At 42.9% G+C, this 22,792-nt stretch carries 19 protein-coding genes and 7 tRNA genes; 6 read left to right on the top strand and 20 right to left on the bottom strand.

The genetic code is table 11. The annotated features are described in order from the left end of the window. Positions 1 to 65: 65 nt before the first annotated feature. The 16 genes from AC20OE_RS17635 to AC20OE_RS17710 all read right to left on the bottom strand — a co-directional run bounded on the left by AC20OE_RS17635 (position 66) and on the right by AC20OE_RS17710 (position 11,749). Entirely contained in the window at positions 66 to 830 is a 765-nt protein-coding gene (locus AC20OE_RS17635; RefSeq protein WP_081258432.1) for an ABC transporter permease, read from the bottom strand. Then, positions 827 to 1,744, bottom strand: a complete 918-nt coding sequence (locus AC20OE_RS17640) for an ABC transporter ATP-binding protein (protein ID WP_487269064.1) — start codon at positions 1,742 to 1,744, stop codon at positions 827 to 829. Before AC20OE_RS17640 ends, AC20OE_RS17635 begins: the two co-directional genes overlap by 4 nt. 14 nt (positions 1,745 to 1,758) lie before the next feature. After that, a complete protein-coding gene (locus AC20OE_RS17645; protein ID WP_039176060.1) occupies positions 1,759 to 1,950 on the bottom strand; it encodes a PLD nuclease N-terminal domain-containing protein in 192 nt (63 codons plus the stop codon). A gap of 160 nt (positions 1,951 to 2,110) precedes the next feature. Beyond that, positions 2,111 to 2,467, bottom strand: coding sequence for a DUF2200 domain-containing protein (locus AC20OE_RS17650; protein ID WP_487269065.1), 357 nt, complete (start codon positions 2,465 to 2,467; stop codon positions 2,111 to 2,113). Positions 2,468 to 2,675: 208 nt separating this feature from the next. After that, entirely contained in the window at positions 2,676 to 4,478 is a 1,803-nt protein-coding gene (gene glmS / locus AC20OE_RS17655) for a glutamine--fructose-6-phosphate transaminase (isomerizing) (RefSeq protein WP_008360582.1), read from the bottom strand. 575 nt (positions 4,479 to 5,053) lie between these two features. After that, positions 5,054 to 6,400: a phosphoglucosamine mutase gene (glmM, locus tag AC20OE_RS17660; RefSeq protein WP_058837200.1), complete on the bottom strand. Its 1,347-nt coding sequence runs from the start codon at positions 6,398 to 6,400 to the stop codon at positions 5,054 to 5,056. Between the two features lie 23 nt (positions 6,401 to 6,423). Then, positions 6,424 to 7,860, bottom strand: coding sequence for a CdaR family protein (locus AC20OE_RS17665; protein WP_212044582.1), 1,437 nt, complete (start codon positions 7,858 to 7,860; stop codon positions 6,424 to 6,426). Beyond that, positions 7,853 to 8,674, bottom strand: a complete 822-nt coding sequence (gene cdaA / locus AC20OE_RS17670; RefSeq protein WP_008344027.1) for a diadenylate cyclase CdaA — start codon at positions 8,672 to 8,674, stop codon at positions 7,853 to 7,855. The genes AC20OE_RS17665 and cdaA overlap by 8 nt, the downstream gene beginning before the upstream one ends. Before the next feature lie 217 nt (positions 8,675 to 8,891). Beyond that, complete coding sequence (gene rsiW / locus AC20OE_RS17675; RefSeq protein ID WP_024424448.1) at positions 8,892 to 9,518, bottom strand: anti-sigma-W factor RsiW; 627 nt, start codon at positions 9,516 to 9,518, stop codon at positions 8,892 to 8,894. A gap of 14 nt (positions 9,519 to 9,532) precedes the next feature. Beyond that, on the bottom strand, positions 9,533 to 10,096 hold the full coding sequence (gene sigW, locus AC20OE_RS17680) for an RNA polymerase sigma factor SigW (protein WP_024424449.1): 564 nt from the start codon (positions 10,094 to 10,096) through the stop codon (positions 9,533 to 9,535). Positions 10,097 to 10,279: 183 nt separating this feature from the next. Next, complete coding sequence (gene rocF, locus AC20OE_RS17685; RefSeq protein WP_059374512.1) at positions 10,280 to 11,191, bottom strand: arginase; 912 nt, start codon at positions 11,189 to 11,191, stop codon at positions 10,280 to 10,282. A 136-nt stretch (positions 11,192 to 11,327) separates the two neighbouring features. After that, positions 11,328 to 11,399 (bottom strand) — tRNA-Gln (locus tag AC20OE_RS17690). A 4-nt stretch (positions 11,400 to 11,403) separates the two neighbouring features. After that, positions 11,404 to 11,488: transfer RNA gene (locus tag AC20OE_RS17695), tRNA-Tyr, on the bottom strand. A 28-nt stretch (positions 11,489 to 11,516) separates the two neighbouring features. Next, a tRNA-Thr gene (locus AC20OE_RS17700) sits at positions 11,517 to 11,589 on the bottom strand. Between the two features lie 3 nt (positions 11,590 to 11,592). Next, a tRNA-Val gene (locus AC20OE_RS17705) sits at positions 11,593 to 11,668 on the bottom strand. Positions 11,669 to 11,674: 6 nt separating this feature from the next. Continuing rightward, positions 11,675 to 11,749: transfer RNA gene (locus tag AC20OE_RS17710), tRNA-Glu, on the bottom strand. A 220-nt stretch (positions 11,750 to 11,969) separates the two neighbouring features. Here AC20OE_RS17710 and murQ point away from each other — a divergent pair. From murQ to AC20OE_RS17740, 6 genes are read left to right on the top strand one after another with little or no spacing between them, the layout of a single operon-like run. Further along, positions 11,970 to 12,881, top strand: coding sequence for an N-acetylmuramic acid 6-phosphate etherase (gene murQ / locus AC20OE_RS17715; protein WP_099662836.1), 912 nt, complete (start codon positions 11,970 to 11,972; stop codon positions 12,879 to 12,881). Positions 12,882 to 12,895: 14 nt separating this feature from the next. Further along, positions 12,896 to 13,765, top strand: coding sequence for a MurR/RpiR family transcriptional regulator (locus AC20OE_RS17720; RefSeq protein WP_058837196.1), 870 nt, complete (start codon positions 12,896 to 12,898; stop codon positions 13,763 to 13,765). After that, a complete protein-coding gene (locus AC20OE_RS17725; RefSeq protein WP_064498206.1) occupies positions 13,762 to 15,141 on the top strand; it encodes a PTS transporter subunit EIIC in 1,380 nt (459 codons plus the stop codon). Before AC20OE_RS17720 ends, AC20OE_RS17725 begins: the two co-directional genes overlap by 4 nt. A gap of 13 nt (positions 15,142 to 15,154) precedes the next feature. After that, on the top strand, positions 15,155 to 16,510 hold the full coding sequence (pbp4b, locus tag AC20OE_RS17730; RefSeq protein WP_126682112.1) for a penicillin binding protein PBP4B: 1,356 nt from the start codon (positions 15,155 to 15,157) through the stop codon (positions 16,508 to 16,510). Positions 16,511 to 16,523: 13 nt separating this feature from the next. Then, positions 16,524 to 18,443 (top strand): glycoside hydrolase family 3 protein, encoded by a 1,920-nt coding sequence (locus AC20OE_RS17735; protein ID WP_487269066.1) that lies wholly within the window; start codon positions 16,524 to 16,526, stop codon positions 18,441 to 18,443. A gap of 50 nt (positions 18,444 to 18,493) precedes the next feature. After that, a complete protein-coding gene (locus tag AC20OE_RS17740) occupies positions 18,494 to 19,702 on the top strand; it encodes an exo-beta-N-acetylmuramidase NamZ family protein (RefSeq protein ID WP_371412175.1) in 1,209 nt (402 codons plus the stop codon). Positions 19,703 to 19,744: 42 nt separating this feature from the next. On the opposite strand, the gene AC20OE_RS17745 is transcribed toward AC20OE_RS17740, so the two are convergent. The 4 genes from AC20OE_RS17745 to AC20OE_RS17760 form a co-directional block, all read right to left on the bottom strand. After that, entirely contained in the window at positions 19,745 to 20,710 is a 966-nt protein-coding gene (locus AC20OE_RS17745; RefSeq protein ID WP_059374457.1) for a bile acid:sodium symporter family protein, read from the bottom strand. A 61-nt stretch (positions 20,711 to 20,771) separates the two neighbouring features. Continuing rightward, positions 20,772 to 22,211 carry a SulP family inorganic anion transporter gene (locus tag AC20OE_RS17750; protein WP_099662833.1) on the bottom strand — a complete coding sequence of 480 codons (1,440 nt, stop codon included), beginning with the start codon at positions 22,209 to 22,211 and terminating at the stop codon, positions 20,772 to 20,774. 346 nt (positions 22,212 to 22,557) lie between these two features. After that, positions 22,558 to 22,630 (bottom strand) — tRNA-Thr (locus AC20OE_RS17755). Between the two features lies 1 nt (position 22,631). After that, positions 22,632 to 22,706: transfer RNA gene (locus AC20OE_RS17760), tRNA-Asn, on the bottom strand. Positions 22,707 to 22,792: the final 86 nt, after the last annotated feature.

A 22,792-nucleotide genomic window follows, 5' to 3' on the forward strand; every position in this document is an offset into this window, starting at 1 on the left:
AACTTTCTACCCTATTCAGATTTTTATGCTCAAAGTAAACCTTCAGAAATAATCGCAACAGCCTGCTATAATTCTTGTTTTCTAAAAAGAAACCATCCGACGAGAAAAAAGAAAACAATCAATACCGATACACCTAGAAGACTTGTAAGTGCCTGATCCGAATAAGTCCCCTTATGAATCATCTCTTCGGCTGCACTTGTCACGCCTTTAGGCGCAAACTTCCCTAATGTCTCTTCATAAAATGAAGGAACGGTAAACAGAATAAGGTTAATCAAAAGCGACACACCGCCAGCTGTGACAGAACGTTGAAAGAACGCCGAAGCACAAATGGTCGATACCACAATCAGCAATAAATTTGGATAATAAAGAAGTGTTCCTTTTAACACATTCATCCAATCCACATGCCCAAATTGAATGTCCACATAATAAACAGAGGCAAGCACTGCCACCACCAAACTAAACAAAGTCAAACAGGCATAGGCGCATATTTTCGAGACATAGTAACTCGTTCGACTGATCGGTTTCACCATAATCATCGCGGTCACTCCAGAGGCACGCTCTCCAGCGATCGTCCCCATCACGATCATAATCAGGATAAACACACCTAGCGAATCAAATTTACTCAATGCACTCGCCAAAGCCTCTCCAGCACTAGGCTCTGGTATATAAAATGTAGACCCTTCAGGTAAATTAGCTGATTTCGATAGAAGATCTGGCAGCATTTTGAGCGTAATAGGCTGTGTAATCATTAAAATCATAAAAATGATAGGAACAAATAAAATTTTATAGCTAGTGAATAATTCCCTAAATTCCTTTTTCAACATCATTATGCATTCACAACCTTCATGAAAATATCTTCAAGTGTCAGCTTAGATAGTTGATAATGGAGGAGAACACCGCCAGCTTCAGTGATGAGACGAGGCAGCTCCTTCAATGCCGTTTGTTGATCTTTGACTCGCACCTGATAAGCGTTTTCTGTCTCAATGCATTCCTCCACCCAATGCCGCTCTTTTAGCAAAGCCACTAATTTCGTATTCTGTTGTTCTAATTGAAATTCAATCACTGGCTGGATATAGTCTTCTTTAATCTGTTTTATGGAAGAAGACATCTCAATTTTGCCACTGTTGATCATGATAATATGATCTGCCACACGTTCAATGTCATCTAAAATATGGGTCGACATAAAGATCAACATCTCTTGTTTCAGACGCTCAATCAAAGTCAGGACATCTTTTCTTCCCATTGGATCAAGTGCAGACACAGGTTCATCCAAGATCAGAACCTTCGGGCTGTTGATGAGCGCCTGAGCAATGGCAAGTCTTTGTTTCATCCCTCCACTGTAGCTGCCAATGGCACGATCCTTCGCCTCATACACACCACAAAGCTTCAACAGCTCCTCTGTTTTGGAACGAATGATTTTTTTCTCTAAATGAAATAACCCGCCAACCCAATTCATCCACTCCTGCCCCGTCATATCCTGATAAAATGCAGGATGCTGCGGACAATACCCTATCACATGACTGATTTGATCCATCTCCTTTGTGACATCCAAACCTGCCACCTTCACGACCCCAGAAGTTGGACGAGCAAGCCCTGTGAGAATCCGGATCGTTGTTGTCTTCCCCGCCCCATTGGCACCTAAAAAGCCAACACATCCAATCTCCCCAACAGAAAACGAGACATCTTTTAACACTTCATTCGGGCCATACGATTTCGTCAACCCATGACACTCCAGCATATTCAAGCGAATCCCCCCTATTAAGATTGTTTACGGCCAAAAATGAAATACACAATAGGACCGGCACTCGCCACAAACACAATCACCAAAGCCCAAACCCACTTCACCTCTCCTCTGATTCTCGATGGGTCTCTTTTCAACAAATCAAATAAACCAATCACCATCAAAATCGCTTGCAGCAAAATAAGAGGTAATATCATCTTCATATCCATCCACGCCACTCCCTTTTCAAACGCCAATTTGTTTTGGTATCACTTCTTTTGACGACATGAAGAGAGAATTCGTTCAAATAGATTTTATTTTTATTGGTCGAATGGTCTATAAATATAAAAAAGCCCAGTGAAGGTTATTCACTGGGCTTGCTAGTTATTCTCATGATGAACCTCGCAAAATCTTTTCCATCTTCTTTCCTTTCGCTAACTCATCAATCAGCTTGTCCATATACCGAATGTTTTTCATAGTTTCTTCCTCAATGTCCTCTACCCGGACACCACAAATGACTCCTTTGATTAAACTGCGGGAAGGATGAAGCTCAGGAGCCTCAGCAAAAAAGGTTTCAATGTCTATCTGTTTATCTATCTGTTCCTGCAGCTCTTCTGGACTGTACCCTGTTAACCAACAAATAATCGTATCGACTTCAGCCTTCGTTTTTCCCTTTCTCTCTGCCTTTGCGATGTAGAGAGGATAGACTTTTGCAAAGCTCATTGTGTAAATTTTATGTTTCGTCATGTGTCTGCTCTCTTTCTTTTTTAAATATTAACTTGTATTACCTGCGCAAGGTGCGTTTGGCATTCTATTTATAATGTACTGAGCTCATTATAACCCATGTATTGTACCCTTAATCAACGAACTTCGTACGTTCTAGTTCTTTTAACACAAAAATACCCCTTTAGAAAACGATATCTAAAGGGGTATAAAAGCTTTTTTTATTTAATCCCTACTCCACTGTCACACTCTTCGCAAGATTACGTGGTTTATCCACATCACACCCGCGGTGAAGGGCTGCGTAGTAAGCGATTAGCTGTAATGGAACAACAGATGCAAGTGGTGCAAGTGCTGGGTGTACAGCTGGAAGGACGAAACGGTCGCCTTCGTCTTCTAGGCCTTTTAGTGAGATGACACATGGGTTTGCTCCGCGTGCAACGACTTCTTTGACGTTACCGCGTATGCTGAGGTTCACGTGCTCTTGTGTTGCAAGGGCAATGACCGGTGTGCCTTCTTCAATTAAAGCAATCGTGCCGTGTTTGAGTTCTCCCCCAGCAAAGCCTTCTGCTTGGATGTAAGAGATCTCTTTTAGCTTCAGTGAACCTTCAAGGCACACATAGTAGTCAAGTCCTCTTCCGATAAAGAATGCGTTACGTGTCACTGTGAAGAAGTCACGAGCGATTTGTTCCATTTCATCCTTTTGATCGACAAGGGCTTCCATTGCGTTTGCTACAATACCAAGCTCTTTCACAAGATCAAAGTCAAGAGATTGACCGTTTAATTCAGCTGCAACGGATGCAAGGATTGCAAGTACAGCGATTTGTGCTGTGTAGGCTTTTGTTGAAGCCACTGCAATTTCTGGTCCTGCATGAAGAAGCAATGTGAAGTCCGCTTCACGAGAAAGCGTAGATCCTGGTACGTTTGTGATCGTTAATGCTTTATGACCAAGCTCTTTAACTTGAACAAGTACAGCACGGCTGTCCGCAGTCTCCCCAGATTGAGAAAGGAAGATGAACAACGGTTTTTTCGATAGAAGCGGCATGTTGTAAGAGAATTCACTTGCTACATGGACTTCTACAGGTACTTTCGCCCAGTCTTCAATGTATTGTTTACCGACAAGTCCAGCATGGTAGCTTGTTCCGCAAGCCACGATGTAGATGCGGTCTGCTTCTGCTACTGCGCTGGCGATATCGCCAGCAACTGACAACTTGCCGTTTTCGTCTTGATATTCTTGGATGATTTTACGCATAACAAGCGGCTGTTCATCCGTTTCTTTTAACATGTAGTGAGGATATGTGCCTTTCTCAATGTCGCTTGCATCAAGCTCAGCGATATAAGAAGGACGTGTCATGATATCACCGTCAAGGTTTTTAATAATAACCTCGTCTTTTGTGACAATGACCATTTCTTTATCCATTAATTCCGCATATTCGTTTGTTACTTGAAGCATCGCCATTGCGTCAGATGCCACAACGTTGAAATCTTCGCCGAAACCAACCAATAATGGGCTTTTGTTTTTCGCCACATAGATTGTTTCTTTGTTTTCGTTATCGAAAAGGGCAATTGCGTAAGAGCCTTTTAGTTGAAGAAGCGTTTGACGGAAAGCTTCCTCTGTATCAAGACCTCTATTCACAAATTGTTCGATGACTTGAACAACAACCTCTGTATCTGTGTCGCTTTTTAGTGTGACGTCTTGTAAATATTCGCGTGTCAATTGTACATAGTTCTCGATGACACCGTTATGAACAAGCGTAAAACGGCCAGAAGCACTTTGATGCGGATGCGCATTTAGATGGCTTGGTACACCGTGAGTTGCCCAGCGTGTATGTCCAATTCCTGCTGAAGATGCCACGTTTGCATCAACAACTTCACGAAGCTCAGCGATACGTCCTTTTTCTTTGAACACATGCACGCCTTCTTCGTTTGCCACAGCGATACCTGCTGAGTCATACCCGCGGTACTCAAGCTTCTCTAAACCTTTTAATAAGATTTCCTTCGCATCATTCTGACCAATATAACCTACGATTCCACACATAAATATTCTTCCTCCCGATCATGTGAAAGGGACAAAGAAAGCCTACTAAAATAGAAGGGACATTTCTTCGTCCCTCTCTACATGTTTATTTTGGGAGATCATGTGTATTCCCTTTGTACAAAGAGTCACCTCTTTGGTTTAAAGAAACACTTACGGCTGTGATCTCTTTTTTTGATCAGCCGGGAGGCATCCGCCGAAAATTCGATAACCTCCATCCTCGTCAACTAAGCATCTTTCGTCCGATCGCTTAGTTCGGGCGCTATAATTATAAGAGAGTTTCTGAACATCTACCCTGCCTTTCCTGATAGAATAAAAATCCAGTAACACAAGGATGATTGTACTATAAGGTCTGACCTCCGTCAATCACAATTTAGCAGGTGATTGCCTTCATTTGAGAAAGTGAGACCTCCCTACACTATATGCGATGAGGCTTGTCACGTTCTACCTTTGATGTGCTCTCCTATGTATGAAGGCAGCTTCAAGTTGCCCTCACTTATATGATTCGTACAGATCCATCCAATTATGTCGTTTATTCAAAAAAAAGCAAACCGCTGCTAGCGATTTGCTTTCATCTATTACTCAATACCCATTTCCTCTTTCACAACAGCCGTAATTCGAGCCACATATTCATCACACAGCTCTTTTGTTTTTGCCTCAGCCATAACACGTACAAGCGGTTCTGTTCCAGATGGACGAACAAGGATACGGCCGTCACCATTCATCTCTTTTTCGACCTCTTGGATCACTGCTTTTACTTTTTCATTTTCTTCTACTTTATATTTATCAGACACTTTCACATTCACTAAAAGCTGCGGGAACTTTTCCATTTCCGCTGCAAGCTCTGATAATGTTTTTCCTGTCGCTTTGAGCGTATTCACAAGCATGATCGCAGAAAGCATGCCATCACCTGTCGTATTGTAATCAAGGAAAATCAAATGGCCTGATTGCTCACCGCCGACATTATAGCCATCATTTTTCATCGCTTCGACCACATAGCGGTCACCAACAGCAGTTTGAATGCTCTTAATGCCTTGCTTCTCAAGCGCTTTATAAAAACCAAGGTTGCTCATGACCGTTGACACGACGGTGTCATCCTTTAATCGGCCTTCATCCTTCAAATAACGTGCACATATGTACATAATTTGATCGCCGTCTACGATATCACCTTTTTCATCGACTGCAATTAAACGGTCACCGTCACCATCAAACGCAAGACCAATATCTGCACCCTTCTCCTTCACAAATGCAGAAAGTGCCTCTGGATGAGTTGAGCCTACACCATCATTGATATTCAGTCCATTTGGTGATGTTCCCATTGTAGACACATCAGCATCTAAATCTGCAAATAAATGTGTCGCTAGAGAAGAGGTTGCACCGTGTGCACAGTCAAGCGCCACGTGAATACCTGTGAAATCCTCGTCTGCTGTCTGCTTCAAGAATTGTAAGTATTTCTGACCGCCTTCAAAATAGTCATTGACCGTTCCAAGATCCGCTCCAACCGGGCGTGGCAATTGATCGACTGGCTGATCCATCAGCTGCTCAATTTCATTCTCCTGTTCATCTGACAGCTTAAAGCCGTCACCGCCGAAGAATTTAATGCCGTTGTCTTGAACTGGATTGTGTGAAGCAGAAATCATGACACCCGCTTCAGCATCCATTGCCTTCGTTAAATAAGACACACCAGGTGTTGAGATCACACCTAGACGCATCACTTCAGCTCCAATTGAAAGTAAGCCTGCAACGAGCGCTCCTTCCAGCATATGACCGGATACACGTGTGTCTCGTCCAACGAGTACCTTTGGACGTTCTTTATCTTTTGTGAGCACATAGCCGCCAAATCTCCCAACTTTAAATGCGAGCTCTGGTGTTAATTCGCTATTTGCTACACCCCTTACACCATCAGTTCCAAAGTACTTGCCCATGTTTCAATCGCTCCTTTTTCCATTCAAGAGGACGCTTCGTCCTCTTTTTTATCTTCTTTGACCGGCTGTCTTTGACTTGATTCTTTCTTTGCTTTATCTTGTGTGGATTCTTCTTTACTCTTCTCACTCTGATCATCATCATCAGTTGATTGATCTTTTTGATCTTTTTGATCTTTTTGATCCTTTCGATCATTCGTCGACGCCGGCTGATCCTCTGTATCAGTAGAAGTGAGTTTCACTTTGACCTTTGATCTTGATAATGTCCATGTCACATTTTGAGGACCATTCACTTGAACTTTGACCTCATGGGTTCCTTCGTTCAAGTCCCCTGCATTGATATAGGCTTCAACATCTGAAGCCTTTAGTTTATCAATCGCACTCTTCGACCCCTTTGCTGTTAACGTGATCCGTCCAGAAGATGGGCTCACAAAATCAGATGTGAGATCCTTGCTCAAACCCACGACAGAAATCGGTACATTATCGATCTTTTTTTCTTCAGCTGTTGCAACCTTCACTTTGATCTTAACAGTTTCGGGTGATACCTTTTTCACACCATCTGGCAGCGGAATATCGGCATCAATCTCCGTATCATCTTTGATCTTACTTAGGTCCAGCTTGACGCCATCAATAAAATCAAGTGCATCCAGTGCCTTTTGAGAGCCGTACACTGTGACCTCACTCGGGCTTGTCTCAATGCTTGAGATGCTGATCCCTTCTGGCAAGCTGCCCGTCCGCTCAAGTTTAAACGGAACCTTTTTGCTCGGACTCGAGATTGGAACCGTAATATCCACCACGGACGGACTTACTTCGACTGGCAGCTCATTCCCGCTGCTATCATACACAGTCAGCTTCGCTTCTTTTTCAATTTGCTGATTGACATCCTCTAAATTCACAAAAGCTTTAATGACAGAAATTTTGTCGATGACGTCCTTTGATCCAGTAACTGTGACCTTTTTCGGATTCACAATAGGCTGTTCAGGTGAATAGCCGTCTTTGATTTTATTTTGATTATAAAATTCTGTTTCAACAGGAAATTCAGCTGTCGTTTTTTCTTGTATCGTCACAGTCGTCACAGATGGATTAATCGATAGTGTGAGCCCCTTCGATACATCTCTTGCCTTCAGCTCCACTTTATGTGTACCTGTCGATAAGTTCTGCATGTCTGCGTAAATTTCAAAATTCTTTGTTTGCCTTGCTGTTTTCACAGCACTTGTTGATCCTTTAATCGTGACATTGACTGTCTGCGGCACACCAGTGACAACGTATTTCTCGTCATCATAATACGCTTTAACAGGAATGTCAGTTAAAGTTGCTTCATCTGTCGTCGATGTTGGGAAAAAGGATTCACCGATTTTTTTCGGCGTGGGCGCTTGCGCTGAATTGACTGCACCATACAGCAATAAAGCGAAGACCAATGCAAGAAGCTTAACGGCCCAGCGATTATTCAAAATCTTATCCATTTTTCTTGCCCCTCCAATACCATTTGGTCGAGGAAGCATCTTTGCTGTTCTTACTAAATTCAGCAATCAGCATTTCTTCAAGCGCTTCTTCTGTCAATTCTCGGTGAAGATCACCATTCCTTGCGACAGAAATGCCGCCAGTTTCCTCAGAAACGATGACAGTTAAGCTGTCTGTCACTTCACTAATTCCGACTGCCGCCCTATGACGCGTCCCAAGCTCCTTAGAGATAAAAGGGCTTTCTGACAGCGGTAAATAGCAAGCTGCAGCTGCAATCTCATCCCGCTTCATAATGACAGCACCGTCATGAAGCGGTGTATTCGGAATGAAAATATTAATGAGCAGCTCTGAACTCACCTTTGCATTCAAAGGAATCCCTGTCTCTATGTAATCATTCATTCCGGTATCGCGCTCAATTGTCAGCAGCGCGCCGATTCTGCGTTTCGCCATATAGTTAATTGCTTTTGTAATTGCCTCGATCGTTTTCTGCTGCTGTTCCTCTACAGGTGTCCCGCTTCTTGAGAAGAAACGGCCGCGCCCAAGCTGCTCAAGCGCTCTCCTTAGCTCTGGCTGAAAAATAATAATGATCGCAAGGAATCCCCACGTAATCGCTTGATCCATCAGCCATTGAAGTGTGTTAAGACCGAGATACGCACTTCCCATCCTGACGAGAACAATGACCACAATTCCCTTTAAAAGCTGAACCGCTTTTGTTCCGCGGATGACCATCATTAATTTATATATCACATACCAAACAACGAGAATATCAACAGCATTACCGAGGTACTGCAAAAAAGGAATATCCCCTAAAGCCATTTCCTCGTCCTCCAGAATTTTCAGTTATTCTTCGTTTGATGCATTTTTTTAATATAAAAAGAGCCTATGTATCAATACATAGCGTGGCTATTATACCACATTTTGTTTCAGCAAGGAAAATAGTTGCCATATCTGGCTGACTTGTTAGTATGCGTGAATCTCACAAATGTATAGAAAAAGAGCAGCCCCCTTAGAGACTGCTCTTAAGCCGATTGAGTTACTTTTGCTCCTCTGGCCCAATGACCCGCATTACGTTTTGTGCTGTTGATTTCATTTTGTACCAGATCCAATCAAACACTTCATTAATTTCATTAATTTGACCAGTGACTTGTCCGGCAGAAGCAGTCAACTGTTCCCCATTGACGACGGTGACATTTCCATCAACCTTGCCTTCTACAATCAGCTTGCCATTTTTGACAGTGACATCACCCTTTACGGTTTCCCCTTTAGGTACGGTCACTGTATCATTTTCAACGACGAGATTCGGCTGCTTTGACACACTGAAATTATGATCGGTATTCCAGCTCGTGAACAGACTACCTCCCATTAAAATGAGAAAGAGGGCAGCGGCTACCATCAGCGGGTGAGCTTTGATCCATCTTTGAACCGACACACGCTTTTTCTCCTTTGGAAGACCTGCCATCACCTTTGCAGTGAAATCAGATGGTGCTTCTATATGAGATGTACTCTGCACTAGCGCGATGGATTTCTCAATTTGTTGAAAATGAGTACGGCACTCCTCACACGATTGCAGATGGCTTTTTAATTCTTTTTCGTCTTGGGGCTCAATGTCCCCGTCTAAATACTGATGCATAAGCTGGACGATTCTATCCTGACAGCTCATCAAAATCACCTCACTCAAAGGTCTCTCAACTGTTTCCGGAGAGCCTCTCTACCCCTGTGTATTCTCGTTTTCACCGTACCAACTGGTATATTCAGAATCTCACTAATCTCTTTTAACGAGAGTTCATCAATATACTTTAATACGATGACCGAACGATATTTGTCGGGTAATCTTAGAATTTTTTGCTGAATGGTGCTCGATAATTCAAGAGACACCACCTCATCCTCTGGCAAAATGCCATCAGCAGCAATTTGAGAATACATATTTAATCCTTCTGTTCCTGCCACCTCTGCATCTAAATAGTAATCCGGCTTTTTTTTGCGAATACGGTCGATGGTCAGGTTGGTTGCAATGCGGTACAGCCACGTGGAAAACTTACGATTCACATCAAAGCTTTCGATATTCACATAAGCACGAATAAACGCCTCCTGCGCAATATCCTCCGCTTCATGTGCATTCCCAAGCATACGGTAGCACAGCTGATAAATTTTGTCTTTATACAGGTCTACGATGTCTGCAAATGCGTTCTGGTCGCCTTTTTTCACTTGCTTAATTCTCTTTTTAATCATTGTGTCCATAGTATATTCAACCTCTGCCTTCACCGGTCTTTATGTATACGAACCTCTTTCCAAAAGGTTTCATTCTCCTCTAAAAAATAGTGTAACAAATTTTTGACAGTGTGTTACGCTTATCAACCGGTAAAAACCTTAACATATCCTTAAATTTTCCCAAAACAAAAAAGAACGGGAACAAGTCCCGCTCTACAATAACTTTTCACCCATTAACGATCCAATTAATGCCACAGCCGCTTCTGCTGTTTTGTTTTTCTCATCTAAAACCGGATTTACTTCAACAAATTCAGCAGACGTTAAAATACCCGCCTCCTCTAAAAGCTCCATTGCAAGATGACTCTCCCGGTAACTAATGCCGCCTGCTACCGGAGTGCCTACACCAGGGCATTCCGCTGGGTCTAGCCCGTCTAAATCAAGCGAGAGATGGACACCATCTGTTCTTTCCTTTAGATAAGCAATAGCTTCCTCCATCACCCTTGTCATCCCTAAACGATCAATTTCATGCATCGTATAGACTTTAATGCCTTTCTCTCGAATCAATGCCCGCTCTCCTTCATCTAAGGATCGAGCACCAATTATAACGACATTTTGAGGTTTCAATTTAGGCGAATAACCGCCAATGTTTGTTAAATCAGCATGCCCAAAACCAAGACTGACAGCAAGCGGCATGCCATGAATATTTCCAGAAGGAGAGGTTTCCTCCGTATTCAAATCCCCGTGTGCATCATACCAAATGACTCCTAAGTTTTCATAATGCTTGGCTACCCCAGCAAGTGTGCCAATCGCAATGCTGTGATCACCACCTAAAATGAGCGGAAACGAACCTGATTGCACAATACTGTCAACCTTCTCAGCAAGCAGCTGATTCGCCCCAGCATTCTCGGTCAAATTTTTTAGCTTTTCACTTGTATATAAACCTTTCTCATCATCTCTTTGTTCAACTGGAATATCTCCTAGATCCTCCACATCAAATGAGAGCGTTTCCAATTTTTCTTTTACGCCTGCACAACGAATCGCACTCGGCCCCATATCGACGCCCCTTCTCGTTTGCCCCAAGTCCATCGGAACTCCAACAATCGTGACCTTCTTTTGCTCTCCCATATGTACATCCCCTTTCCGTTCATGCTTATATTTTACTTTCTTGATGCCTTCTGACTCAACTCGACAACATTTTGAATAGTTATACAGTCCCTCCGCCAACATAAAAAAAGACACCTTTTTGAAAAAGGTGTCTTAACTGGGCTAGCTGGATTCGAACCAACGCATGACGGAGTCAAAGTCCGTTGCCTTACCGCTTGGCTATAGCCCAAAAATGGTGGAGGGGGACGGATTCGAACCGCCGAACCCGGAGGGAGCGGATTTACAGTCCGCCGCGTTTAGCCACTTCGCTACCCCTCCACATATGGAATTGATAAAGATAAAACAGTGCCGGCAAGAGGACTTGAACCCCCAACCTACTGATTACAAGTCAGTTGCTCTACCAGTTGAGCTACACCGGCATATGGTGGAGGATGACGGGCTCGAACCGCCGACCCTCTGCTTGTAAGGCAGATGCTCTCCCAGCTGAGCTAATCCTCCACATCATGGTGACCCGTACGGGATTCGAACCCGTGTTACCGCCGTGAAAGGGCGGTGTCTTAACCGCTTGACCAACGGGCCAGTTTGTCAAGTTTGTTGTTTCCGTGAAGCTGACAAAAGTTATTATATACAGGTTGTCCCCCTTTTGTAAAGGGGATTTTTATTTTTTTTATTTTCTAACTATTTGCTCCCTATTTATTCAACATTTCTACTGAAATATAATTTCAATATTCAAATATAATATTGAAATTTCGTACCATACTCAATATACTGAAAATGAAGAAATAAGGAGGTATGTCACATGCAGCCATCTCAACTGCGTTCTTTGACAACAGAATCAAGAAACCCCAACACAATGGGAATTTCTCAAGCAGATCCGCTTGAAATACTCCAGATGATTAATGAAGAAGATATGAAGGTCGCTCAAGCAGTCAACCTTGTACTTCCCCATGTCAAAACAGCAAGTGACTTTGCCTATGAATCCATCTCAAATGGAGGCAGACTCGTTTATTTAGGCGCCGGAACAAGCGGCAGAATTGGCGTAATGGATGCTGTCGAATGTCCCCCAACCTATAGCGTCTCACCTGATGTCATTGTAGGCATCATGGCAGGCGGAGACTCAGCTTTTTCTCAAGCTGCCGAAGATGTGGAAGATAGTGAAGAAGCCGGCAAACAGGATTTAGTACACATCCACCTGACATCAAAAGATACAGTCGTCGGAATTGCCGCAAGCGGCAGGACACCTTATATCATCGGCGCTTTAAACTATGCAAAGTCAATTGGAGCTAAAACAGTAGCACTCAGCTGCAATAAACAAGCAGAAATTAGCGAGCTTGCAGATTGCGCCATTGAGGTCATTGTAGGACCAGAAGCCATCACTGGGTCAACAAGAATGAAAGCAGCATCCGCTCATAAAATGATTTTAAATATGCTTTCCACCTCAGTCATGATCAGACAAGGCAAAGTATATGAAAACCTGATGGTTGATGTTAAAGTCAGCAATCATAAATTAAAAGAACGCGCCATCACCATCATTCAACATGTGACAAATGCTTCCTACGAACAAGCCGTGAAGACTCTCGAAGCAGCAGACTTAGAAGTCAAAACCGCCATCGTCATGCTCCAAACAAACACAGACAAGAAAACAGCCAAAGATTTACTGAGCAAAACGAATGGTCATATCGACAAAGCGATCTCACGTTATCAATCCTAAAGGAGGTAGAGCTCATGTCAGCAGGTGGACTTACCCTACTACACACAATCAAATCAAAGCTCCCCCAATCTGAAAAAATCATTGCAGACTATATCCTTGCCCATCCTGACAAAGTCATTAAAAGTACAGTACACGAAATCAGTCAGGCAGCCGGCGCAAGCAGCTCTGCAGTCATCCGTCTTTGTAAATCTCTCGGGCTGGATGGCTATCAAGATTTAAAAATGCGGATCGCTGGAGACTTGATGCATGACGATAAACAAGGCTACAGAGATATCGAACAAGATGAACCACTTCAATCCATTATTCAAAAAACAGCTGGAAACTCGATTCAATCGATTAAGGACACCGCTTCTATTTTAAATGCAGATGCTTTAGAAAAGGCTGTTCAATTACTGCTGAATGCAAACCAAATTCATTTTATCGGTGTTGGTGCATCTGGCATCGTCGCAGCTGATGCCCAGCAGAAATTTCTCAGAATTAACTATGCAGCGACAGCCTTCACTGACATGCACATTGCATCTACGGTCATTGCAAATGCAGGAGAGAATGACATTGTGTTTGGTATCTCCTTTTCAGGAGAAACGTTAGACATCATTCAAGCCCTTCAGCTCGCAAAAGACAACCAAGTGAAAACCATTGCTTTAACACATCCAGGTCATACTAGCGTTTCTGCTTTATGTGATGTTCACCTATCGACGTCCGGTTCCAATGAAGCACCTTTTCGCAGTGCTGCCACTTCCTCTAGAATGGCACAGCTCTACTTAATTGATGTCTTGTTCCTCAGTTTAGCTTCTCGTCAATATGAAGAGACAGCGCAATATATTGACAAGACAAGGCATGCCATCCGCTCCATGAAACGAAAAACAAAGGGGGATTCAACATGAGTCATCAAAAGAAATATCAGCAGTTGGCGAAAGACATTCTTTCACTCTGTGGTGGTTCTGAAAATATCTCTTCCCATACACATTGTATGACACGTCTTCGAATTACACCGATCGATAATGAAAAAGTTCACATCACAGCAATCAAAGAACTCGATGGCGTTATTGGCGTCGTCGAAGCAGAAACGCTTCAAATCATTTTAGGTACCGGTGTTGTCAACCAAGTATCAAGTGCGTTTGAACAGCTTCTAAATGCGTCTGGCTCTTATGATTTAAACAACGAAGCACAAAAAAACAAGCAAGCCATTTCACAAAAAAACCGCACACCGTTCAAGCTGTTCTTACGGCGGATTGCCAGCATTTTCATTCCAATCATTCCGGCACTTGTTGCTTCAGGGCTTATTACTGGGATTACAAAAGCGATCGTGCAAGCAGGCTGGCTTGACGAAAAATCTCAAGCCGCAGTTATTTTAACAGTTATAGGTTCTGGCCTTTTCGCCTACCTAGGGATATTAGTCGGAACAAACGCCGCAAAGGAATTTGGAGGCTCTCCTGCATTAGGCGCATTAGCTGGTATTCTCATTATTAACCCAGCCTCCGCAGACATTATGTTATTTGGCACAAATATTCTACCAGGCAGAGGCGGACTCATCGGTGTTCTTCTAGCCGCCATCTTTATGGCACTTGTGGAAACCCGAATTAGACGCTTCGTCCCGCAATCTCTTGATATCATCGTCACACCAACCATCACACTACTCATTACAGGCATTTTCACATATGTTGTCTTCATGCCAGTCGGCGGATTTATATCTGATGCCATCACCTCAGGACTGACTTACTTATTAAATATGGGCGGAATCTTCGCAGGATTTGTTCTTGGTGCGACCTTCCTTCCACTTGTTGTAACAGGACTTCATCAAGGGCTGACACCGATTCATATGGAACTCATCAATTCAATTGGAGATGACCCGCTTCTGCCAATTCTCGCTATGGGCGGTGCAGGACAGGTAGGCGCTGCATTCGCCATATATATGAAAACAAAAAAGAAAAAGCTCAAAAGAGCCATTGCTGGTGGACTTCCTTCTGGGATGCTGGGCATTGGTGAACCACTCATTTTTGGTGTCACACTCCCGCTAGGACGACCATTTCTCACCGCTTGTCTTGGTGCAGGAATCGGCGGCGCTTTTCAAGCCTACTTCCAAATCGCGACGAAAGCCATCGGTGTATCTGGTCTTCCATTAACCTTTATTGTTCACACACATCAAATGCTTCTTTACTTAATTGGACTATTTATCGCATATGTTGCTGGATTTTTCTTCACATACTTATTTGGATTTCATGATGATATGGCTGTTGAATTCGAGGATCACAATCAATAAGGAGGTCTAGACCTTGAAGAAATGTTTTCTCTTGATCACATGTCTGCTCATGCTCCTTGGGTTACCAGTACAAACATTTGCAACTAGCTCCCATCCTGTATCGTCTTTGTCTAAAACAGCACCTGAAGAATATCCCGTCTTAAAAAAAGCAAAACGACCGGAACAAGTAGGTTTTTCTTCCAGGCAGCTGAGGAAGGTTGATCAAATGATTCAAAATGACATCAAAGCAGGATTTCCAGGAGCCGCTCTCATCATTATCAAGGACGGAAAGATCGTCCATCAAAAAGCCTATGGCTACCGGCAAAAATACGATGGTACAACAGCGCTCAAATCATATAAAAAAATGAAAAAGGATACACTATTCGATTTGGCATCCAATACAAAAATGTATGCGACCAACTATGCCCTGCAAAAGCTTGTCTACGAGAAAAAACTTGATGTCAACGAAAAAATACAGACCATCCTTCCAGATTTTCAGGATGAACCTGATGCAAAGGTAACCGGTAAAGACCAGCTCCGGGTAAAGGATCTTCTCACCCATTCTGCCGGTCTCCCTTCTAGTGTCTTATTTTATAGCAAAGAATCAGCTGGCTCTTTTTATTCTCAAGATAGAAAAACAACGATGAAATGGCTGCCAAAAGTACCGCTGCAATACAAGCCAGGTACCCAGCACATTTATAGTGATATTGATTACATGCTGCTGGGCATGATCATCGAGAAGAAAACAGGCATGCCTCTTGATCAATATGTCGAGTCAACCATTTATCGGCCGTTAGGTCTCAAACACACAATGTTCAATCCGCTGCAAAAAGGCTTCAAGCCGAAGCATTTTGCAGCAACAGAACGTTTAGGCAATTCACGAGACGGTGTAATCGATTTTGAAAACATCCGACGGTACACCCTGCTAGGTGAAGTACACGACGAGAAAGCATATTACTCAATGGCAGGTATCTCCGGCCACGCTGGACTTTTCTCGAATACCTCAGATATGGCCGTGCTGCTTCAGCTGATGCTTAACAAAGGAGGCTATGGAAAAACAACCATCTTTGATCAAGCTTCCATCGATCTCTTTACAGCCTCCTCTGATACGAACCCAACTTACGGGCTAGGCTGGAGAAAAAACGGTCATACTGACATGGAATGGATGTTTGGAAAATATGCAAGTAACGAAGCCTATGGACATACTGGCTGGACCGGCACAATGACGTTGATTGATCCTAAACACAATTTAGGTGTCGTCTTGCTGACGAATAAGAAACATTCACCCGTTGTTTCACCAGAAACCAATCCTAATCAATTTGAAGGTGACCTGTTCCCAACTGGTACTTATGGAAGCATCATGACTGCAATCTACGAATCTTTTAAGTAAAAGGAGGAATTCGATGTTGAAAGCTCTCTTTCCCGCTGCACTAGTTTTAGCCCTGCTAACCTCTTCCATTCCAACGGAAAAGGTTAGCTCTGCCTCTCTGCCCACCGCTAAACAAATGGTTCAAGACATGTCACTGGATGAAAAGATAGGTCAAATGCTCATGCCGGACTTTCGCAATTGGCAAACAAAAGATGAATCCGCACCTACAGGCTTCACAAAGATGAATAACGAAGTATCTCACCTTGTAGAAAAATATCATCTAGGTGGTGTCATCTTATTTGCGGAGAATGTCGTTGATACGGAACAAACCGTGAAACTCACCCACGAATTTCAAAAAGCATCACCAAACATTCCTTTACTCATTTCTATTGATCAAGAAGGCGGAATCGTCACAAGGTTACAAAAGGGAACACATTTCCCAGGAAATATGTCGATTGGTGCCTCTAGAAGCAAAAAAAATGCATATGACACAGGAAAAATCATCGGAAAAGAATTAAACGCCTTGGGGATTAATACAAACTTCTCTCCTGTGCTTGATGTGAATAACAACCCAAACAACCCCGTCATTGGTGTCCGTTCCTTTAGCTCTGATCCTGCTCTTGTCTCTAGACTTGGCCTTCAAACCATGAAAGGACTTCAAAAGGAAAAGACCATTTCCACACTAAAACATTTCCCGGGACATGGTGATACAGCGGTCGACAGTCACTATGGCTTGCCGCTCGTAGAGCATGACCTAGATCGTTTAAAAAAGGTTGAGCTGTATCCGTTCCAACAAGCGATCAATGCTGGTGCAGATATGGTCATGACCGCTCATGTGCAATTTCCTGCCATTGATGACACAACGTATCGAAGCAAGAAAGATGGCGAGGACATCATGGTTCCAGCAACCTTATCAAAAAAAGTCATCACACACTTATTAAAAGAAGAGATGGGCTTTCAAGGTGTTGTTGTGACAGACGCCCTAAACATGAAAGCGATTGCAGAAAATTTTGGACAGGAAGAAGCCGTAGTGATGGCCATTAAAGCAGGCGTCGACATCGCTCTCATGCCAGCACCAGTTACCTCATTAAAAACAGAGAAAAACCTGGAGAATGTATTTAATGCGGTCAAACAAGCGATTTTAAAGAAAGAAATTCCGATGTCGCAGATTAACGAATCCGTCGAAAAAATTCTTCAATTGAAAATCAAACGCGGCATTATTTCCTCCAAAAAACCAATCAGTCTTGAGAAAAAAATCAAAAAAGCCACTCAAGTCGTCGGGAAAAAATCGCACCGTCAAGCAGAACAAAAAATGGCACGTGAAGGAATCACCCTGCTTAAAAACAACAAAAAAACCTTACCTTTCAAGCCTAAAAAGAATGACAAAATCGTGGTCATGGCACCTTACGAAGATCAGACAAAAGCAATGTCTGTCACAGTCGAATCTCTCATAAAACAAAAAAAGATCAAGCCTGTACGCATCCAGTCATATGCTTTTGCGGATAAAACGTTCACCAAAGACTCTGCCAAACTAATTCAAGAAGCTGACTATGTCATCACTGGCTCTTACGTTGTCCAAAATGACCCAGCTGTAAATGATGGCGTAATTGATGACAATGTCCAGGACCCAAAAAAATGGGCAACTGCCTTCCCTCGTGCTGTCATGAAAGAAGCAGGAGCACAAAATAAAAAAATGGTCATCATGAGTCTTAGAAACCCTTATGATGCGGCAAATTTTGAAGAAGCTGATGCCTTACTAGCTGTGTACGGTTTTAAAGGCTACTCAAACGGACAATTCAATCAGCCAAATATTCCTGCTGGACTAGAAGTGATATTTGGAGCTGCATCACCTAAAGGGAAACTGCCAGTTGATATCCCATCTGTCACTCATCCAAATCAAACCCTTTACCCATTCGGCTATGGACTCAATTTGAAAGGGAAACAGATCAAATAGGAGGGATTCTCTTGAAGAAAACAGCAAGTTTCATACTCGCAAGCATTCTCATGATGAGCACATTGACCGCCGCCTCTCCCGCAGATCAAGAACGAACAGACACAAAAGGAAAAAAAGCAGCAGTCAAAACAGGGATCGAAACACTACTCTCAAGCAATCTTTCATGGCTAAAAGGGAAAAGGGTCGGTCTCATTACCAACCCGACTGGCATTGATGCAAATATGAAAAGCAGTGTCGACCTCCTATTTGAACATCCAGATATCAAGCTCACTGCTTTATATGGGCCTGAACACGGCGTGCGCGGCGATGCACAAGCAGGAGAAGGCGTCGAATCCTATACCGATGAAAAAACAGGTCTTCCTGTTTACTCTCTTTATGGCAAAACAAGAAAACCAACTCCTGAAATGCTAAAAAATGTAGATGTCCTGCTGTTTGATATTCAAGACGTTGGTACTCGTTATTACACCTATATTTATACAATGGCCTATGCGATGGAAGCCGCTAAAGAAAACAACATTCCCTTTGTTGTCCTAGACCGCCCAAATCCCATTGGCGGACTAAAAGTAGAAGGACCTGTTTTAGAGCCTGAACACGCCTCATTTGTAGGGCTCTATCCAATCCCGCTAAGACATGGAATGACTACTGGTGAGCTTGCAAAACTGTTTAACAAAGAGTTTCATATCAATGCTGATGTAACAGTCATCAAAATGAAAAATTGGAAACGGTCCATGACATTTGATGACACGAAGCTGCCGTTCGTCCTTCCTTCCCCTAACATGCCAACAGTGGATAGTACCTTTGTATATCCTGCCACAGGATTAATTGAAGGCACAAATGTCTCTGAAGGCAGAGGAACGACAAAACCATTCGAGCTCATTGGTGCACCATATATCAATAGCAGCGAGCTGGCAGATCATTTAAATCAGCTAAAACTAAAAGGCGTTCAATTTAGACCTGTGTCATTCACCCCCACATTTTCTAAACATGCCGGTACACTATCTCACGGTGTGCAGTTATACGTCACAGACCGCTCATCCTTCGAAGCGGTGAAAACGGGGTTATCCATCATCACAGCAATACATGATTTATATCCTAACGACTTTCAGTTCCTTCAAACAGGCAGTTTTGACAAACTCATCGGGAATGGCTGGATGAAAGAAGAAATCAAAAAAGGAACTTCCGTCAAACACATCATGAAACGTTATCATCATGACCTCAAAACATTCGAAAAGAAGCGAAAAAAATATCTCATCTATTAAATCACCAAAAAACCTCCATCTATCAAAGGATGGAGGTTTTTTTCATGAGAAAGACTTGGTCACAGCAGGTGCTTTCAGCTCAAAACGATTGAGTAAGAAGCCAAATAAGGCAGCAAGCACTTGCTGAAACAGCATGCCAATCACCACAGGAACAGCGACAGCAGGCGGGAAAAAGCTAATGGCAAGCACAGCCCCCGCACTAATGTTTCTCATACCGCCCGTATACACGATGGCCACAATCTCTTCTTGAGTACATTTCATCGCCTTCCCAATCAACCATGCAAACGCATATCCGCTCATCGCAATGAGAAACACCGTTGCTGCTTTGCTAAAAAATGCGGCATCCAGTTCACGTAAGTAAGGCGCAACAACAGAACTGTTAATCGACACCACTACAAACAAGCCTATTTTTGAAAAAGGTGACAGTGTCTGACTGATCTTTTTCGTCACATCAGGCTTTGCATAGTGACGAACAAGCATACCTAAAATAGATGGAAGCACCACCATCCCAAACAGCCCTTTCATGATCGCCACCATGTCCATATGAACTTGTGTACCGGCCAAAAGTGACAAACTGGCTGGCACAATTAATGGCGAAAGCATTGTATCAATTAAAATAATGGATAACGTTAATCCAACATTCCCTTTATACATTGCCGCCCATATTAAACTAGAGACTCCTGTGGGAATCACCATTGCAAGTGTCAAACCAGTGATCGTCATGGCATCTCCCGCAAATATGAGATGTCCCGCTGACCAAGCATAAAGAGGCATCAACACATGCAAAATCATAAACGATAAAATCAAAGGCAATGGGTGCATCACCGTATGCTTTAAAGCCGAAAAAGTAGAAGACAAACTCCCTGCAAAGGTCATCACAGCAAATACCCATGGCACTAAAAACGTATAATCCTTTAAGTAAGCCGCCAATAAAACACCGAGTAACACACTAAAAGGTGTAATGAGCGGCATCATCCGGCCGAGCACTTGATTCAAACGCAAAAGCATGCCGGCCACCTCCATCCTTCACTTTCTTACCTTTTCTATTGTAACAGACAGAAAGGCCTTTTTAAGAACCATTCACTTGTTTCACAAGCTTTTGACTTGATGTATCCATTCCAACTACGTCCACCTGGACGCCATTTGCTTGATACCTTTCCTTTATACGTTCTATCGCTGCTACGCCTGATTCATCCCATATACGTGCTTCAGACAAATCAATTACAACAGATTGGATTTCTTTCCCCTGATGGAAAGCTTGGATCAAGTCAGTGACAGAAGCAAAGAAAATTTGCCCTTTAACTCGATATACCCAAGTACCTGCCTGGCTTTCTTTAGACGTAATATGGAGCTTCGATATCTTTGCGACAAAGAATATCGCACTAAGCAGTACACCTGCAAAAACACCTTTTGATAAATCATGAGTCAACACCACCGTCATGACCGTGACAACCATCACAATAGAATCTGTTTTCGGATTCTTTTTTAGCTGCTGAAAGGAACTCCAATCAAATGTGCCAATGGAAACCATGAACATCACAGCCACTAGAGCAGCCATCGGAATTTGAACCACGACATCACCTAGTACAAAAATCAACACCATTAAAAAAGCACCCGCTACAAAGGTAGAAAGCCGGCCTCGTCCTCCTGCCTTCGTATTAATCACAGATTGGCCAATCATCGCACAGCCAGCCATACCACCAAAGAATCCCGCAACCACATTGGCAATCCCTTGACCTCTCGCTTCCTTGTTCTTATTACTAGACGTCTCTGTCATATCATCGACAATCTGTGCGGTTAAAAGAGACTCAAGTAAACCAACCATCGCAAGTGCTAAAGAATAAGGAAAAATGATAGCAAGTGTTTCCCAGTTAAACGGAACTTGAGGTATCAGAAAAACAGGCAAAGAACTAGGAAGCTCTCCCATATCTCCAACGGTTCTAACATCAATATGTCCAAATACAGCAATTATCGTCATTACAATAATGGCTATGAGTGGGGAAGGTATCACCTTTATCACCATAGGCAATAAATAAATGATCAGCAAGGCACCACCTGTCATCATATACATGGCCATTGATTCCCCAACGAAATGTGGAAGCTGAGCCATGAGAATCATAATAGCCAACGCATTGACAAAACCAACCATGACGGACCTCGGAATAAATTTCATCAAACGAGACACTCGGCACAATCCAAACACAATTTGAATCAAACCCGTCAAAATCGTAGCTGCAAACAAATATTGCAACCCATAATCAGCGACCAAGTTAACCATGACGAGAGCCATAGCCCCTGTTGCAGCCGAAATCATGCCTGGGCGTCCACCAACAAACGAAATCACAATCGCGATACAAAATGATGCATACAAGCCGACCTTCGGATCAACGCCCGCAATAATCGAAAACGCAATTGCCTCAGGAATTAAAGCCAGTGCGACTAATATACCCGCAAGCACGTCCTGACGTACATGTCCAAACCATTCTTGCTTTACAAATAAATCTTTCAAACCATCTACTCCTTTTTATATACATACCGTACATGGAAAAAGAAGATCAACTATACCTGGAGATAAAGAAAGGGAAAACAAACGATACTTCACTTTCGGGGGAAAAGAGGAACGTACAGAGTCTTTTGATATAGAGGATATCACTTTAGTAAGAATAAAAGAAAGAGAATGAAGAATCAAGAACAAAAAGAAGGAAAAAGCGATGCAACAATACTGTGCAAGCCGTTTTATTCGCTTTCCTAATGTCATCAGTCTACTGATCATTGAGCAATTCAGTATATATGTAAACAAACAAAAAAAGCCTTCTCATCATCGAGAAACCTTGTCATATCAACATATAGAGGAAAGCTTCCAAGCGGGCTCGAACCGCTGACCTCTTCCTTACCATGGAAGTGCTCTACCTACTGAGCTATGGAAGCATGGCTCCGCAGGTAGGACTCGAACCTACGACCGATCGGTTAACAGCCGATAGCTCTACCACTGAGCTACTGCGGAATGATAAAGTAACTTCTTCCATTGGAAGGATATAAACAAAAAGCTTGGCGGCGTCCTACTCTCACAGGGGGAAACCCCCAACTACC

The sequence above is a fragment of the Bacillus sp. SRI_025 genome (assembly GCF_057592095.1).

What these genes read in the sequence shown, in the direction of transcription:
- AC20OE_RS17645 (WP_039176060.1), bottom strand. Translation starts at nt 1,950, where the DNA reads ATGGATATGAAGATGATATTACCTCTTATTTTGCTGCAAGCGATTTTG.
- AC20OE_RS17650 (WP_487269065.1), bottom strand. Translation starts at nt 2,467, where the DNA reads ATGACGAAACATAAAATTTACACAATGAGCTTTGCAAAAGTCTATCCT.
- glmS (WP_008360582.1), bottom strand. Translation starts at nt 4,478, where the DNA reads ATGTGTGGAATCGTAGGTTATATTGGTCAGAATGATGCGAAGGAAATC.
- glmM (WP_058837200.1), bottom strand. Translation starts at nt 6,400, where the DNA reads ATGGGCAAGTACTTTGGAACTGATGGTGTAAGGGGTGTAGCAAATAGC.
- AC20OE_RS17665 (WP_212044582.1), bottom strand. Translation starts at nt 7,860, where the DNA reads ATGGATAAGATTTTGAATAATCGCTGGGCCGTTAAGCTTCTTGCATTG.
- cdaA (WP_008344027.1), bottom strand. Translation starts at nt 8,674, where the DNA reads ATGGCTTTAGGGGATATTCCTTTTTTGCAGTACCTCGGTAATGCTGTT.
- rsiW (WP_024424448.1), bottom strand. Translation starts at nt 9,518, where the DNA reads ATGAGCTGTCAGGATAGAATCGTCCAGCTTATGCATCAGTATTTAGAC.
- sigW (WP_024424449.1), bottom strand. Translation starts at nt 10,096, where the DNA reads ATGGACACAATGATTAAAAAGAGAATTAAGCAAGTGAAAAAAGGCGAC.
- rocF (WP_059374512.1), bottom strand. Translation starts at nt 11,191, where the DNA reads ATGGGAGAGCAAAAGAAGGTCACGATTGTTGGAGTTCCGATGGACTTG.
- murQ (WP_099662836.1), top strand. Translation starts at nt 11,970, where the DNA reads ATGCAGCCATCTCAACTGCGTTCTTTGACAACAGAATCAAGAAACCCC.
- AC20OE_RS17720 (WP_058837196.1), top strand. Translation starts at nt 12,896, where the DNA reads ATGTCAGCAGGTGGACTTACCCTACTACACACAATCAAATCAAAGCTC.
- AC20OE_RS17725 (WP_064498206.1), top strand. Translation starts at nt 13,762, where the DNA reads ATGAGTCATCAAAAGAAATATCAGCAGTTGGCGAAAGACATTCTTTCA.
- AC20OE_RS17735 (WP_487269066.1), top strand. Translation starts at nt 16,524, where the DNA reads ATGTTGAAAGCTCTCTTTCCCGCTGCACTAGTTTTAGCCCTGCTAACC.
- AC20OE_RS17740 (WP_371412175.1), top strand. Translation starts at nt 18,494, where the DNA reads ATGATGAGCACATTGACCGCCGCCTCTCCCGCAGATCAAGAACGAACA.
- AC20OE_RS17745 (WP_059374457.1), bottom strand. Translation starts at nt 20,710, where the DNA reads ATGCTTTTGCGTTTGAATCAAGTGCTCGGCCGGATGATGCCGCTCATT.